This window comes from Streptomyces sp. NPDC003027 (assembly GCF_053591435.1).
In genome coordinates this window covers 105,751-120,947 of sequence record NZ_JBSFTU010000008.1, presented here as the reverse complement: position 1 = coordinate 120,947, position 15,197 = coordinate 105,751, and the positions used below count along the sequence as shown (strand labels likewise).

14 protein-coding genes are annotated in these 15,197 nt (G+C 73.2%); 1 reads left to right on the top strand and 13 read right to left on the bottom strand.

Features of this window, described 5'->3' with window-relative positions; genetic code table 11:
• Positions 1 to 187: 187 nt before the first annotated feature.
• The 6 genes from ACWDX6_RS09075 to ACWDX6_RS09050 all read right to left on the bottom strand — a co-directional run bounded on the left by ACWDX6_RS09075 (position 188) and on the right by ACWDX6_RS09050 (position 7,053).
• A complete protein-coding gene (locus ACWDX6_RS09075) occupies positions 188 to 385 on the bottom strand; it encodes a hypothetical protein (protein ID WP_451484275.1) in 198 nt (65 codons plus the stop codon).
• Positions 386 to 890: 505 nt separating this feature from the next.
• The gene (locus ACWDX6_RS09070; RefSeq protein ID WP_451484274.1) at positions 891 to 2,429 is read right to left on the bottom strand and encodes a DUF7059 domain-containing protein; all 1,539 of its coding nucleotides are present in this window, start codon (positions 2,427 to 2,429) and stop codon (positions 891 to 893) included.
• A gap of 259 nt (positions 2,430 to 2,688) precedes the next feature.
• Entirely contained in the window at positions 2,689 to 3,318 is a 630-nt protein-coding gene (locus ACWDX6_RS09065) for a small secreted protein (RefSeq protein WP_451484273.1), read from the bottom strand.
• Between the two features lie 188 nt (positions 3,319 to 3,506).
• The gene (locus ACWDX6_RS09060; protein ID WP_451484272.1) at positions 3,507 to 5,903 is read right to left on the bottom strand and encodes a sodium-translocating pyrophosphatase; all 2,397 of its coding nucleotides are present in this window, start codon (positions 5,901 to 5,903) and stop codon (positions 3,507 to 3,509) included.
• Between the two features lie 254 nt (positions 5,904 to 6,157).
• Entirely contained in the window at positions 6,158 to 6,616 is a 459-nt protein-coding gene (locus tag ACWDX6_RS09055; protein ID WP_451484271.1) for an ATP-binding protein, read from the bottom strand.
• An 83-nt stretch (positions 6,617 to 6,699) separates the two neighbouring features.
• Positions 6,700 to 7,053, bottom strand: coding sequence for an STAS domain-containing protein (locus ACWDX6_RS09050; protein WP_137988538.1), 354 nt, complete (start codon positions 7,051 to 7,053; stop codon positions 6,700 to 6,702).
• Positions 7,054 to 7,132: 79 nt separating this feature from the next.
• Between ACWDX6_RS09050 and ACWDX6_RS09045 the strand changes: the two genes are divergently transcribed.
• Positions 7,133 to 9,610 carry a DEAD/DEAH box helicase gene (locus ACWDX6_RS09045; protein ID WP_451484270.1) on the top strand — a complete coding sequence of 826 codons (2,478 nt, stop codon included), beginning with the start codon at positions 7,133 to 7,135 and terminating at the stop codon, positions 9,608 to 9,610.
• On the opposite strand, the gene ACWDX6_RS09040 is transcribed toward ACWDX6_RS09045, so the two are convergent.
• The 7 genes from ACWDX6_RS09040 to ssd form a co-directional block, all read right to left on the bottom strand.
• Positions 9,552 to 9,893, bottom strand: coding sequence for an Rv3654c family TadE-like protein (locus ACWDX6_RS09040; protein WP_451484269.1), 342 nt, complete (start codon positions 9,891 to 9,893; stop codon positions 9,552 to 9,554). The genes ACWDX6_RS09045 and ACWDX6_RS09040 overlap by 59 nt on opposite strands.
• A gap of 14 nt (positions 9,894 to 9,907) precedes the next feature.
• A complete protein-coding gene (locus ACWDX6_RS09035; RefSeq protein WP_451484268.1) occupies positions 9,908 to 10,264 on the bottom strand; it encodes a TadE family type IV pilus minor pilin in 357 nt (118 codons plus the stop codon).
• A complete protein-coding gene (locus ACWDX6_RS09030) occupies positions 10,251 to 10,445 on the bottom strand; it encodes a DUF4244 domain-containing protein (protein WP_451484267.1) in 195 nt (64 codons plus the stop codon). The genes ACWDX6_RS09035 and ACWDX6_RS09030 overlap by 14 nt, the downstream gene beginning before the upstream one ends.
• A gap of 150 nt (positions 10,446 to 10,595) precedes the next feature.
• Positions 10,596 to 11,162, bottom strand: coding sequence for a type II secretion system F family protein (locus ACWDX6_RS09025; RefSeq protein WP_451484266.1), 567 nt, complete (start codon positions 11,160 to 11,162; stop codon positions 10,596 to 10,598).
• 233 nt (positions 11,163 to 11,395) lie between these two features.
• On the bottom strand, positions 11,396 to 12,280 hold the full coding sequence (locus ACWDX6_RS09020; protein ID WP_451484265.1) for a type II secretion system F family protein: 885 nt from the start codon (positions 12,278 to 12,280) through the stop codon (positions 11,396 to 11,398).
• Positions 12,277 to 13,452 (bottom strand): TadA family conjugal transfer-associated ATPase, encoded by a 1,176-nt coding sequence (locus ACWDX6_RS09015; protein WP_451484264.1) that lies wholly within the window; start codon positions 13,450 to 13,452, stop codon positions 12,277 to 12,279. The genes ACWDX6_RS09020 and ACWDX6_RS09015 overlap by 4 nt, the downstream gene beginning before the upstream one ends.
• Positions 13,449 to 14,492: a septum site-determining protein Ssd gene (gene ssd / locus ACWDX6_RS09010; protein WP_451484334.1), complete on the bottom strand. Its 1,044-nt coding sequence runs from the start codon at positions 14,490 to 14,492 to the stop codon at positions 13,449 to 13,451. The genes ACWDX6_RS09015 and ssd overlap by 4 nt, the downstream gene beginning before the upstream one ends.
• Positions 14,493 to 15,197 lie beyond the last annotated feature (705 nt).

Genomic DNA, 15,197 nt, shown 5'->3' with positions numbered 1-15,197 from the left:
TGGCCCTGGCACTCATGGCAGCGGCACGTGCGGTGACGCTGCCGTCGCTGCGGAGTGTGACGGTACAACCCGCCCCCGTGTCAAACGGTGAAAGCCCGCAACGGCCACTCGAACGGTAACCCGACTTCTGGCATTCCTGCCGCCCGGACTCAGGGTCGGGCGGGGCGGAGGGGTGCGGATGATCTCGTCAGAGGCGTCCGAAGCACCAGAGGCCGAGAAGGAGGGAGGCGGCGCCGAAGAGCGTCGTGAGGGCGGCCGCCGACCCCGGCGCGACGCCGAGCGCCACGGGCTCGCGGTGCATCACGCGCACCCCCGTCCAGAGCAGCAGCGCGGCCCCGAACAGCGCGAACGCCGTTCCCGCGAAGATCGCAGGCACGCTCTCCATGGTCCGCACCCCGTTCGTCCGTCATGCCCCGGTCATCACTGGGGCAGAGGTTGGCACCTTCCGGCGTCGAGGGCGCGAATTCCGGGTGAACGGCGCGGGCGCGCCGGTCGGTTTCACGAAGATGGCCGGTACTCACCGACAAACGGACCGGCGAACCGTCCGGCGAACTGTCCGGCGACCCGCTTCAGGCGGAAGCCGTCGGCATGGCGCCGCGGGCCGGGGGGAACCGTCCGCCGACGACGCCGTCCGCCCCGCCGTGGACGACCCGGAAGAAGACCTGAGCAGCGTCCCTACCAGCGGCGTTCCCAGGAACACGGGTAGTGCCGCCGAGCGGGGACGGGTGCGGCGGGAGGCGGCTCCGCCGACCACGACGGGGCGGGCGACGGGAAGGAAACGGAACCTCGCCGGGGCTCTGAGGGAGGCTGGTTCGGCCCCGTCGAGGGCTCGTTCCGTGCTCGTCAGGTCCGTGTCAGGCGCCGCTCGCCTGTCAGGCGCCGCCTGCCTGTCAGGCGCCGCTCGCGTCGCCGGCCGGCAGCAGGAAGCCCTCCTCCACGAGGAGCCGGATCGCCTGCGGGGTGCGGTCCCGCAGCAGCACCGGGTCCTCGCCCATCAACTGTCCGATCGCGTCGAGGATGCGGCCCGCGCTGAGCGACCCGTCGCACACGCCCGCGAAACCGGCCCCGACGTGATCCACCTTGGTGGCGCGACGCATCCCGCGGTTCTGCCGCAGTACGACGTGCTCCGGGTCCTCGGCGCCCGGCAGCCCGACCTGCTCCTGCACCACCTCGGGCGCGAGGACGAAGTGCTCGGCCAGCAGGGCGGCGTCGTCGTGGGCCCGCAGATAGTCCTGGCGCTCGAAGTGGGCCCGCACGGTGTCCCCGAGCGGCTGTTCGACCGGGTGGGGCCACTCCTCGATCACGATCGACGGCTCCACCGCGCCGGAGGCGACGGCGGCGTTCTTGCGCAGGGTGATCCAGCCGAAGCCGACGGCCTTGGTCCCTCGGGCCTCGAACTCGTCCAGCCACGCCGCGTACCGCTCGTTGTAGCGCCGCGGGTCCTCCCGGTGGTCACCGCTGTCGCGCAGCCACAGCTCGGCGTACTGGGTGATGTCCTGGACCTCGCGCTGCACGATCCAGGCGTCGCAGCCGAGCGGCACCCAGGAGCGCAGCCGGTCCTGCCACTCCTCGCCCTCCACGTGCTGCCAGTTGGCGAGGAACTGCGCGAATCCGCCGTCGTTGAGCCGCTCCCCGGCCTCCTGCACGAGCGTCCGGCACAGGTCGTCCCCGCCCATCCCGCCGTCGCGGTAGGTCAGCCGGGCGCCGGGGGAGATGACGAACGGCGGGTTGGAGACGATCAGGTCGTACGTGTCGCCGTCGACGGGCTCGAAGAGCGAGCCTTGGAGCAGCTCGGCCTCGCGGGCGCCGGAGAGCGCGAGCGTGAGCCGAGTGAAGTCCAGGGCGCGCGGGTTGAGATCGGTCGCGGTCACCAGGGTGGCGTGCTGGGCGGCGTGCAGGGCCTGGATCCCGGAGCCGGTGCCGAGGTCGAGCGCGGAGGACACGGGCGTGCGGACGGTGATGCCGGCGAGGGTCGTGGAGGCCCCGCCGACGCCGAGGACGACGCCCTCGTCCTTCCTGCCGATTCCGCCGGCTCCGCCGACCGCGCACCCAAGGTCGGAGACGATGAACCAGTCCTGCCCCTCAGGCCCGCCGTACGGCCGTACGTCGACGGTGGCCCGGACCTCGCCCTCCGACTCCCGTACCCAGCCGTCGGCCAGGGCCTCCTCCAACGGAAGCGCGGCGGCGGCCCGCTCGACGGGGACGGCCCCTTGGAGCAGGAACAGCCGGACGAGGGCCTCCAGCGGGGAGTCGCCCCGGGTGGCGCGCAGCGCGGGCACGGTCTCGCTGCGGGCGAGCGCCGCGTAGGCGGGGGCGCCGAGGAGCTCGAGCAGACCGTCGGCGGTGAAGTCGGCGGCGAGCAGCGCCTCGCGCAGTCGGGCGGCGTGCGCGGGCACGGGAAGGCTGGTGGTCAAGCTGGTCGTACTCACCCGCCCATTGTGACGGCCCCCACCGACATTCCCCGTCCGACCCGTCCGCGGGGGACGGGTCGGCGCGGCCGGTCGGGGACAGCGGCCCAGGCCCGGGGACCGAGGCCGTCCCCGCAAGGCCGGCGCCGCACGCGCGCGTCGGCGAGGGCCAACGGCGCAGAACCTGATCGCAGGACCCGAAACACGCGCCGCACGCGCGCGTCGACGAGGGGCATGGGCGCACAGGCCGCGCCGGACGCGCGCTTCGGCGTGCTTCGTGCTACTCCGCGCTCCGGCTCGCGGCCGGCGCCGGCTTCGCCGTCCCCGCGTCCTTCGAGGGCGTCGAGCCCGGATTGGCGGCCGGGCTGGACGGCTTCGCCTTCTGGCAGCCCGGCTGCTTCGCCATCGCCGTGCCCAGTTCGCCGCCCTGGAGCTTCGCCAGCGCGTCCTGGTCCATCTTCTCGATCTTCTTCAGACCGTCGGCGACGCCCTGCAGCCCGTCCGCGAACTTCTGCTGATTGCCCGGGTCGAGCGCGTCGACCTGCTTCTTCAGCCCCTCGTACGCGACCGCGGTCGCGTTGAGTTCCTTGATCGCGTCCTGCTGCACCTTCTCGCCGTTCTCGACGGGCGGCGCCCCGGCACCTTCGATGGCCTTGGCGAGCGCCCGGTCGGCGTCGGCGATGTCCTTGAACGCCTTCGAGTCGGCGGCCTGGATGTCCGCGGGCTTTCCGTCCGCGGCCGTCGAGATGATCAGCTGCTGGGCGTCGGCCCGCTTCTGGATCTGGGGCTTCGCCTGGTCGCAGACCGTCTTGGCCCAGTCGTTTACCTTGTCACCCTCGTCGGCGCACCCGGACAGCGCGAGCACGAGCACCGCGCCGCCGGACAGTGCGGCTGCAAGCTTCTTGTTCACCGGATCGGTCCCTTCCAAGGCTCTCGGCCCCGGAACATACACGCCAAGCGGGAGAGATCCACCTTTCGTACGACTGTTTCATCATGGATTGCAGCCTTTTGCACCAAGGGAGACACGCCTCACGTCACCGACGCGAGAAGCGGACGGCGCGTCAGACCGCGCCGCCCGCCTCCCTTTTTGACCAGCCGTTACGGCGCCACCGGCGCGTCCGGCGACGGCGCCCTCCGATCACCGGCGTTGTCTTCGTCACCCACGGCCACGGAGCGCCGTTTCGAGACGTAGACCGCGCCGATGATGACGACCACCGCGAGGGTCGCGATCAACGCCCGCAGTCCCGCGCTGGCGTCGACGCCGAAGCTGAACTGCACCACCGCCGGTGCGATCAGCAGCGCGACCAGGTTCATCACCTTCAGGAGCGGGTTGATCGCCGGGCCCGCGGTGTCCTTGAACGGGTCGCCGACCGTGTCGCCGATGACGGTCGCGGCATGGGCGTCGCTGCCCTTGCCGCCGTGGTGGCCGTCCTCGACGAGCTTCTTGGCGTTGTCCCAGGCTCCGCCGGAGTTGGCGAGGAAGACGGCCATCAGCGCGCCCGTGCCGATGGCTCCGGCGAGATACGCGCCGAGGGCGCCCACGCCGAGCGAGAAGCCGACCGCGATCGGTGCCATCACGGCGAGCAGCCCGGGCGTGGCGAGTTCACGCAGCGCGTCCTTGGTGCAGATGTCGACGACGCGCCCGTACTCCGGCTTCTCGGTGTAGTCCATGATCCCGGGGTGTTCGCGGAACTGCCGCCGCACCTCGTAGACGACGGCTCCGGCGGACCGCGACACGGCGTTGATCGCGAGTCCCGAGAAGAGGAAGACGACCGCGGCGCCGAGGATCAGTCCGAAGAGGTTGTTGGGCTGGGAGATGTCCATCGTGAGGTTCATCTCGGTGGCCCTGGCCCCGACGTCGGCGACCGCCGTGGCGATCGCGTCGCGGTAGGAGCCGAAGAGTGCCGCGGCCGCCAGGACGGCGGTGGCGATGGCGATGCCCTTGGTGATCGCCTTGGTGGTGTTGCCGACGGCGTCGAGGTCGGTGAGGACCTGCGCGCCCGCGCCCTGGACGTCGCCGGACATCTCGGCGATGCCCTGGGCGTTGTCGGAGACGGGGCCGAAGGTGTCCATGGCGACGATCACGCCGACGGTGGTGAGAAGGCCGGTGCCTGCCAGGGCGACGGCGAACAGGGCCAGCATGATGGAGGTGCCGCCGAGCAGGAAGGCGCCGTAGACGCCGAGGCCGATCAGCAGGGCGGTGTAGACGGCGGACTCCAGGCCGATGGAGATGCCGGCGAGGACGACGGTGGCGGGGCCGGTGAGGGAGGACTTTCCGATGTCCCTGACGGGACGCCGGTCGGTCTCGGTGAAGTATCCGGTGAGCTGCTGGATCAGCGCGGCCAGGACGATGCCGATGGCGACGGCGACCAGGGCGAAGATCCGCGGGTCGCCGGCGTGGGCCTGGATGCCGGGCTCGGTGACGCCCTTGAGGTCGGCGAAGGACGACGGCAGGTAGGCGTAGACGGCGACGGCGACGAGCGCGAGCGAGATCACCGCGGAGATGAAGAAGCCGCGGTTGATGGCGGTCATCCCGCTGCGGTCGGCGCGCCGCGGGGCGACCGCGAAGATGCCGATCATCGCGGTGACCACGCCGATCGCCGGCACGATCAGAGGGAAGGCGAGCCCGAGGTCGCCGAAGGCCGCCTTGCCGAGGATGAGTGCGGCGACGAGTGTCACCGCGTACGACTCGAAGAGGTCGGCGGCCATGCCGGCGCAGTCGCCGACGTTGTCGCCCACGTTGTCCGCGATGGTGGCGGCGTTGCGCGGGTCGTCCTCCGGGATGCCCTGTTCGACCTTGCCGACGAGGTCGGCGCCGACATCGGCGGCCTTGGTGAAGATGCCGCCGCCGACACGCATGAACATGGCGATGAGCGCCGCGCCCAGGCCGAAGCCCTCCAGGACCTTGGGGGCGTCGGCGGCGTAGACGAGGACCACACAGGACGCGCCGAGCAGGCCGAGGCCGACGGTGAACATGCCGACCACTCCGCCCGTGCGGAAAGCGATCTTCATGGCCTTGTGCGAGACGGCCGTCAGATCCTTTTCCGGTTCACCGGGCGCGGGAGTAGCCTCCCGGGCCGCGGCGGCCACTCGCACATTCGCTCGTACGGCGAGCCGCATGCCGATGTATCCGGTGGCCGCCGAGAAAAGGGCGCCCAACAGGAAGAAGAGGGAACGCCCGGCGCGCTGCGACCAGTTGTCGGCCGGAAGCAGCATCAGCAGGAAGAACACGACGACGGCGAAGACCGCCAGAGTGCGCAACTGCCGGGCGAGATAGGCATTCGCGCCTTCCTGCACGGCGGCCGCGATCTTCTTCATCGCGTCGGTGCCCTCGCCGGCCGCGAGCACCTGACGGACCAGCAGCTGGGCGACGAGCAGGGCCGCGAGCGCGACGGCCGCGATGACGATCACGATCGTGCGGTTTCCGTCGGTGAGTACCGCGGCGGCGAGAGAAGTGGGGTGTCCGGCCAGTTCTGGGTTGAAGAGCCCCGCCATTCGTCCTCCTTGACGTTGCGAGCTCAAGATGTGGACGGATTGTAGGGAGCGGAACCTGATCAAAACAGGGCGCCGCAAATGGAATTCCCCATTGCCTCACTCTTCCCCACCGGACGCAGTAATGGGGCAAAAGCATTGACACATGATCCATGATCTAGAGAAATGACAAGAGGCCCTGCTCGGCAGGGCCTCTTATCGCATTCCGTCACGTCGGGTCTTCGTGTCGGGTCCGCGTCAGGTTGGGGCGGGCCGGGTCAGGGGAGGGCGGCCGCCGGGGTCGTCGGCCAGGTCATGCGGAGGACTCCGCCTTCCTGGCCGGCGCTGACCTCGACGTCGTCGACGAGCCCGCGGATCACCGCGAGACCCATCTCGTCCTCACCGTCCGCGTCGTCGAACTCCTCGGCCGGCGCCGCTGACCGCGCCCCGGGCACACCGACGGCATCGGCCGCCGCCACCCCGGCGCCCGGCACCTCGTCGCCGACCTCGATGGAGAACGTCTTCTCCTCCTCGGTCAGCACGACCCGGACGGGGGTGGTCACACCATGGCTGCGGTGCAGCCCGACCGCGCGGGAACACGCCTCGCCCACGGCGAGTCTGACCTCGTCGAGCACCGCCTCGTCGACCCCGGCCCGGCGCGCCACAGCGGCCGCCACCAGGCGGGCCGTGCGGACATGCTCGGGCTGGGCGCTGAAGCGGAGTTCGACGGTGGCCATGCGGTCCCCCTCAGAGAAGGTTGGGCGGGCAACTCGGAGGACCGGGCCTGGCCGGCCCGGCTCTCCTCGACCTTCTTCCGACCTCAGTCGGTGGCGTTGACGGCCTCGTCGACCGTGGTGTGGATCGGGAACACCTTGGTGAGACCGGTGATCCGGAAAATCTTGAGAATGCGCTCCTGGTTGCAGACCAGACGCAGCGAACCCTCATGCGCGCGCACGCGCTTCAGTCCACCCACGAGCACGCCGAGACCGGTCGAGTCGAGGAAGTCCACGCCCTCCATGTCGACGACCAGGTGGTAACTGCCGTCGTTCACCAACTCGACCAACTGCTCGCGCAGCTTGGGCGCGGTATACACATCAATCTCGCCACCGACCTCGACGACCGTACGGTCGCCGCTCGGGCCGGACACATTGCGAGTCGACAGGGACAGGTCCACGGATCCTCCAGCACCTTGCTATCGGGCGGTCGCCCCTCGGGTCTCCGGGCGGAGTCGGGGGACGGCATCGCCAGCCGCGATGGCATTCAATCACTTACCTGCAGCCATGCACGACGCCTTGGGAGCATTGTCCGTCATGCCAGTGACACACTCGGTGCCGATGGCCAAGAATCACCGCCCCAGTGGACCCGCCGGAAGCACGGGCAGCCGCCCGTCTCCCAGCGTGGTCCTCGACCGGCTCACACAGGGCGAGAGCCGGGCCGCGCGCATCACTCATACGGAGCACTTGCCCGCCCGGGCGGGTCGGCATGCCGTCTGGCCGCATCACATCCGTACGGAAGTGATCAGCGCGATCCGGACGGCCGGGATCGAGCACCCCTGGGCCCACCAGGCGGAGGCCGCCGAGCGCGCCCTGGACGGCGAATCCGTCGTGATCGCCACCGGCACGGCCTCGGGCAAGTCGCTGGCCTACCTCGCCCCGGTCCTCTCCACGCTCCTGGACGGCTCCGAGGCGGCCAACGGCAGAGGCACCACCGCCCTCTACCTCGCCCCCACCAAGGCGCTCGCCGCCGACCAGCGGCGGGCCGTACGGGAGCTGGCCGCCCCGCTCGGCAACCGGATCCGGCCAGCCGTCTACGACGGCGACACGCCGGTCGAGGAACGCGAGTGGGTGCGTCAGTACGCCAACTACGTGCTGACCAACCCCGACATGCTGCACCGCGGCATACTGCCCTCCCACCCCAGGTGGTCCTCCTTCCTGCGCTCGCTGCGCTACGTCGTGATCGACGAGTGCCACACCTACCGGGGCGTCTTCGGCTCCCATGTCGCCCAGGTGCTGCGCCGACTGCGCCGCGTCTGCGCCCGGTACGGCGCGCACCCCGTCTTCCTCCTCGCCTCCGCCACCTCCGCCGAGCCCGCCCTGGCCGCGGGCCGACTGACCGGTCTGCCGGTCTCGGAGGTCTCCGACGACGCCTCCCCACGCGGCGAGCTCGTCTTCGCCCTCTGGGAGCCGCCGCTGACCGAGCTCCACGGCGAGCAGGGCGCCCCGGTGCGCCGCACGGCCACCGCCGAGACGGCCGACCTGCTCACCGATCTCGCCGTGCAGGGCGTGCGCTCCGTCGCCTTCGTCCGCTCCCGGCGCGGCGCCGAGCTGATCTCGGTCATCGCCCAGGAACGGCTCGCCCAGGTCGACCGCTCCCTGGCCCGCCGGGTGGCCGCCTACCGGGGCGGCTATCTACCCGAGGAGCGCCGCGCCCTGGAGCGGGCCCTGCACTCCGGCGAGCTTCTCGGCCTGGCCGCCACGACCGCCCTGGAGCTGGGCGTGGACGTCTCCGGCCTGGACGCCGTCGTGATCGCCGGCTACCCCGGCACCCGTGCCTCCCTCTGGCAGCAGGCCGGCCGGGCCGGCCGCTCCGGCGAGGGGGCCCTGGCGATCCTCGTCGCCCGCGACGACCCGCTGGACACCTACCTGGTCCACCATCCCGAGGCGCTCTTCCGGCAGCCGGTCGAGTCGACCGTGCTGGACCCCGACAACCCCTACGTGCTCGCCCCCCATCTCTGCGCCGCCGCGGCGGAGCTCCCGCTGACCGAGGCCGACCTGGCCCTCTTCGGCCCGGCAGTCCCCGAACTGCTGCCCCAGCTGGAGGCCGCCGGACTCCTGCGACGGCGCTCCAGCGGCTGGTTCTGGACCCGCCGCGAGCGGGCCGCCGACCTGACCGACATCCGCGGCGGGGGCGGCAACCCGGTCCAGATCGTCGAGGCCGCCACCGGCCGCCTCCTCGGCACCGTCGACGAGGCCGCCTCCCACACCGCCGTCCACGACGGCGCGGTCCACCTCCACCAGGGCCGCACCTATCTGGTGAAGCACCTGGACCTGAAGGACTCGGTCGCCCTGGTCGAGGAGGCGAGCCCGCCGTACTCCACCACCGCCCGGGACACCACCGCCATCTCCGTCCTGGAGACCGACACCGAGATCCCCTGGGGGGCCGGCCGCCTCTGCTACGGCTCCGTCGAGGTCACCAACCAGGTCGTCTCCTTCCTGCGCCGCCGCCTGATCAGCGGCGAGGTGCTCGGGGAGACCAAGCTCGACCTGCCTCCCCGCACCCTGCGTACCCGGGCCGTGTGGTGGACGGTCACCGAGGACCAGCTGGACGCCGCCCGGATCAACCCGGAGATCCTCGGGGGCGCCCTGCACGCCGCCGAGCACGCCTCCATCGGCATGCTGCCGCTCTTCGCCACCTGCGATCGCTGGGACATCGGCGGGGTCTCCGTCCCGCTCCACCCCGACACCCTGCTGCCCACCGTCTTCGTCTACGACGGCCACCCGGGCGGCGCCGGCTTCGCCGAGCGGGCCTTCCACACGGCCGGCGCGTGGCTGACGGCCACCCGCGAGGCGATCGCCTCCTGCGAGTGCGAGGCGGGCTGCCCGTCCTGCATCCAGTCACCGAAGTGCGGCAACGGCAACGATCCGCTCCACAAGCGCGGTGCCGTCCGGCTTCTCACGGAACTGCTGCGGGAAGCCCCGGCAGCGCCCCAGGAGGCCCCGCCCGCGCCCTGACCGCCGGTGTGTACGGGCCCAGGCGCACCGTCGCCGTCACATCGGCGATGTCGCCCCGCACCGAGCACCGCGCGACGGCGGCGCCCTGTGCCTCCGCCACCCTCACGGCCGCCGCGCAGGCGATCCCCTCGCCCCACAGGGCGCGGTCGGCCGCGGCGAGGGCCGCCAGGTCGGCGGCGCCGCCCGCTCTGTGCCGGGCCGCCACCGCCTGCCCCAGGGCCAGCACGGCCCCGAACACCACACAGAGCACGCAGGCCGCGAACGCGGTCCACACGGTCGCCATCCCCCGGTCGCTCCTCATGGCCCGGCCGTCCCCATACCGTCCTCCGCGAGCGCGGCCGCCCCGGCGCGCAGGGTGAGGCCCATCCCGCCCGGCCCCGGAGCCGGCGCCCGGACGGTCACCCGCCACATCTCGCCCGCACGCTCCACCGACACCGTGGCGCCCTCGGGCGCCGCCGCCCTGGCGGCCGCCTCGGCCGCCGCCACCGGCTCCGACCGGGCAACCGCCCTCGCCCCGGCCCGCGCCGCGTCCACACACTGGATCTGTGCGGCGGCCGCCGCGAGTGCCCAGACGAGGGCCATGGTGAACACCACCAGGGCGGGCAGGGCCATCGCCGCCTCCACGGTCACGGAGCCCCGGTCAGAACGGCGCATCGAGAGCCTTCCCGATCACCGACTCCAGAGCCGCCGACACCGTGCCACTGGTCACGATCTTGTACAGCACAGCGGCGAAGGCCGCGGCCGCGATCGTTCCCATCGCGTACTCGGACGTGGTCATTCCCCTGTCGGAACGGGCCGTCGCCCGAGCCCGCCACCACGTTCGCAGTGTCGCCATGGCCGTCCCGCTCTTCCTGTTCCTCATGCCAGCCCCCATAGGTATTCGTGTCCGTGTCCGTGTTTGTTGTTCGACCTCGCGCCCGTGCCCGTGCCCGAGTTCGTGTTCGTGTTCGCGTTCGCGTTCGCGTTCGTCACGGTCTTCCGGCTTTCAGCGCCCGAGCAGGCCGGTCGCGAGTCCGATCACGACCGGGGCCACCCCCATCGCCAGGAAGGCGGGCAGGAAACACAGGCCCACGGGCGCGGTGATCAGCACCTGTGCTCGCTGCGCCCGGGCAGCCGCCCGACGGGCGCTCTCCGCCCGCAGCCCCGTCGCATGCCTCGCGATCGCCTCCGCGGCGGGCGCCCCGGAGGAACCGGCCCGCTCCAGGCAACGGGCCAGCCCCTCGGCGCCCGGTATGGCACCGAAACGCCGCCACACGTCGGCCGGTTCACCGCCCAGGCGCAGCTCGGCCGCCGTCCGTATCAGCCGCTCGCCCACCGGCCCGCCCAGCGACCGTCCGACCGCCTCCGCCGCCTCTCCCGGCCCGGCGCCCGCGGAGGCGCAGGCCGCCAGCAGATCGGCGGCGAGCGGCAACTGGCGCGCCGCCTCCCCGTCGTCGCCCTCCGTCGCCCCCGGCCGCGCGGACCGCCTGCGTACGGCGTAGGCCGCCCCGACGCCCACCAGGCACCCGACGACCCCGCCGAACAGCGCCCAGCCGGCTACGGCGGCCACCACGGGTGCGGCCCACCTCCGCGACCAGGCCGGGAACCCGGCCCTCCGCGACCGCCCTGGCACGGGCCCAGCCTCCAGAAGGGCCGAGATCCGCTTCCGCGTCCGTCGCTCACGCCGCCGGTCGGCCATCGCCCGAGCGGCCCAGACCACCCACGCGATCGCACCGACCGCCACGGCCACCGACCCCGGTCCACGGACGAACTCCCCCATGACCCCGGTGTCCCCCACCGACCCCGTCACACCCGCTCCCCTCCTCGTACGATCCGCACGGCCCAGCCGAGGCCGGCCGCCTCCAGGGCCACACCGACGACCAGACAGCCCAGGCCCATCGGGGTGTGCAGCAGCACGTGCAGCGGACGCGCCCCGAGCGCCGCGCCGAGCGCGAGACCCACCACCGGGAGCACCGCCAGGACGGCCACGGTCGCCCAGGCCCCAGCCAGTTGGGCCTTCATCCGCTCCCGGTGGTCCCGGTGCTCACGCAGGGCGGCCTCCAGCCGGTCGAGCCCCGCGGCCAGACCCGCCCCACCGTCCACCGCCACCTGCCAGCAGGCCGCCATCCCCGCCAGACCGTCCGCCCCGTCCTGCCGGGCAGCCCGCCGCAGCGCCTCCGGCACGTCCCCGCCGAACCGTGCCGCCGCGAGCACCGCGGCCTCCTCCCGCGCCCCCAGCGCGCCGGCCACCCCCGCCTCCCCCAGGGCGCAGAGCAGCGCCTGCGCGGGCTGCCGCCCGGCTCTCAGCTCGGCGGTGACCGCGCCACACAGGGCCACGACCCCTGCGGCCCGCTCCTCCCGCCGCCCCCGCAACGCCGCCGCCCGCAGCTTCCGCCCCACCAGCGGCACCGCGACAGCCCCCGCCGCCAGCGGCAGTGGTGACTCCCCGAGGAGGGCGAGCACCACCGCCACCGGCAGGCACAGCCACTCCCGCCGGCCCCGCACCGCGCCCCACCAGTGCGCGGCGACCGCCCGCCACGGCGGCTCACGGCCCGGCTCCCCCGGCGCGGCCACACCCACGAGCACCACCCGTGCCCTGCGCAGGCTCCGCTCGTGTCCGGCCAGCCGCCACGCCGCGGCCCCGGCGCACAGGACGGCCGCGCCCTGCGCCACGACCCACGGCTCCCTCACCACGCTTCACCCCCGATCAGCGACCGCAGCCGCTCCCAGCCCCGCTCGGGCTCGAACCCGCCCGCCCCCCACCGCAGCGCGGGGACCGTCACCACCAGTCCGTCCCGGTCCCGTTCGAGGACATGCACCTCGGCGATCCGCCGTCGCCCCGCCCGGTCACGCACGAGATGGAGCACCACCGAGAGCCCGGCCCCCAACTGGCTGTGCAACGCCGCCCGGTCGAGTCCCGCCGCCGTCCCGAGCGCTTCCAGCCGAGCCGGGACGTCCGCCGCCGTGTTGGCGTGGACGGTCCCGCAACCGCCTTCGTGACCCGTGTTGAGAGCCGCGAGCAGATCGACCGCCTCCCCGCCCCGTACCTCGCCGACCACCAGCCGGTCCGGCCGTATCCGCAGCGCCTGCCGGACCAGGTCCCGCAGGGTCACCTGGCCGGCGCCCTCCTGGTTGGCCGGCCTGGCCTCCAGCCGCACCACATGCGGATGGTCCGGACGCAGCTCGGCGGAGTCCTCGGCGAGCACGATGCGCTCCCGGTCGCCCACCAGGCCGAGCAGGGTGGAGAGCAGCGTGGTCTTGCCCGATCCCGTGCCGCCGCTGATCACGTACGAGACCCTGGCGTCGATCAGCGCCCGCAGCACGCGCTCCCCGCCCGGCGGGACGGTGCCCGCCGCGGTCAACTCCCCCAGGGAGAAGGCCCTCGGCCGCACCACTCGGAGCGACAGACAGGTGGAGCCGACCGCGACCGGCGGCAGCACGGCGTGCATCCGCGTGCCGTCCGGCAGCCGGGCGTCCACCCACGGCCGGGCGTCGTCCAGGCGCCGTCCGGCCACCGCCGCGAGCCGCTGCGCCAGCCGTCGTACCGCCGCCGCGTCCGAGAACGCGACACCGGTGAGTTCGAGGCCGCCACCCCGGTCGACCCAGACCCGGTCGGGAGCCGACACCAGTACATCGGTGACCGCCGGGTCGGCGAGCAGCGGTTCCAGCGGCCCCGTGCCGACCAGCTCGCAGCGCAACGCCTCGGCCGCGCCCAGGACTTCGGTGTCGCCGAGCAGCCGCCCCTGGGCCCGCAGCGCGGCCGCCACCCTCGCCGGTGTGGGTTCTGCCCCGCTCTCCGCGAGCCGCTGCCGCACGGCCTCCAGCAGACCCGCGCCGCCCGGGTCCCGCGCCGCGCCGCTCATGACGCGCTCTCCGCGGCCAGCGCCCGCTCCCAGAACTCGCCGCAGAACCGGCCCAGCGGTCCCCGCGCGTCGGCGCCCGGCGGCGAGCCCGCGTCCAGGGCAGCCGGGAGGCCCGCGTCGTGCGGCAGCTCCCCGGCGAGCGGCAGGCGCAGCGCGTCCGCGACCCAGCGCTCGTCGAGCCCCGCCGCGTACGGCCCGCGCACGACCACGCGCAGATCCCGCAGCACCATCCCCGCGAGTGACGCGACCCGGTGGGCCGCCGCGACCGCCCGCAGCTCTCCCGGTACGACGAGAAGGCCGAGGTCGAGCTGGGCGAGGGCCTCCGTCACCGCCTCGTCGACCCTGCGGGGAAGATCCACCACGACCACGCCGCCCCGTCTGCGGGCCGCGGCGAGCACCGAGCGCATCGCCTCCGGCGGCACGAGGACGGAGTCGCCTCGGTCCCAGCTGAGCACGCGCAGCCCGCGCACCGACGGCAGGGATTCCTCCAGGGCACCACCGGCCACCCGCCCTTGCGAGGCGGCGAAGTCGGGCCAGCGTCGGCCCTCCGTCCGCTCGCCGCCGAGCAGGACGTCGAGTCCCCCGCCGAGCGGGTCTCCGTCCACCAGCAGGGTGCGCCGGCCGGTCCTGGCGGCCGCCAGGGCGAGGGCGCAGGCCAGCGTCGACGCGCCCGCCCCGCCGCGGCCGCCGATGACGCCGACGGTCAGGGCCTGCCGCCCGACGCCCTCGACTCCGTCGGCGATCCGGTCGACCAGCCAGCTCTCCGCGTCGGGCAGCCGCAGCACGCACTCCGCGCCGATCTCGACGGCCCGCCGCCAGACCTCGGGATCGTCCTGGTCGTGGCCGACGAGGATCACCCCCGGGCGGCGCACGGCCCCGCGGCAGCGGACCGCCGCGTCGTCACCGACCAGGACGAGCGGGGCCTCGGCCCAGCCGGCCCGCCGCTCGGGCACCGTGTGGTGCACCTCGGGCTCGGCCCCCGCCGCGGCGCACAGCCTGAGCAGGTCGTCGAGGAGCGCGAGGTCCTCGGTCACGATCAGCGGCCCCGTCCTGCGTCCCTCGTCCGCAGTCTCGCCGCCTGCCGTCCGCGAGAGGGTCGAGGAGGCCGAGGAGGCCGAGGACTTCGAGGAAGCCGCAGCAACCGGGAAAGCCGAGGACGCCGAAGAGCTCGAAGAGGCCGAGGCGCCTCGGGGGTCCGGGGCTCGTGAAGACCCCGCGGACCGCCAATGCCTCGCAGACCGCCAAGACCTGGAAGACCGCGCGGACCCGAAAGTCCCGTTCGTCATGGATCCCGCCACAGCACACGCCCCCTGTCGGTGTGATCCCGTCCGCGCCGGTGGCGGGGACGGATCGCTGATTCCCGCTGTCCGCGAACTTCGCGGCTGGAATCACCGTGGGGCCGTACGGGAAATCGTGGGGATCTTCCTCAAAAACTGTGGATAACTCAGGCGTTGTGAATAACTTCGTCCCCCATACCGGTACTTCCCGGAGAGCATCCCGACAGTTACAGTGAGTGACGAATCGAGGCGGCGCGGCTTCACGGCCGCACGGCCGGCACGAGCGACCGCGAAGGAGAGGGAATGAGTGCCCGAAGGACGAAAACGCGTCCGGACATGCGACGACCCCCGCCGGGGGGGAGAGCGGGGGTCGTCTCTCCGGCCGACTCGGGGGGGGAGGAGCCGGACCGGGTTAGCACGGTCGCGAACGATCCGTGACTTCCATGGTGTACCCGAGAGGCTTCTCAG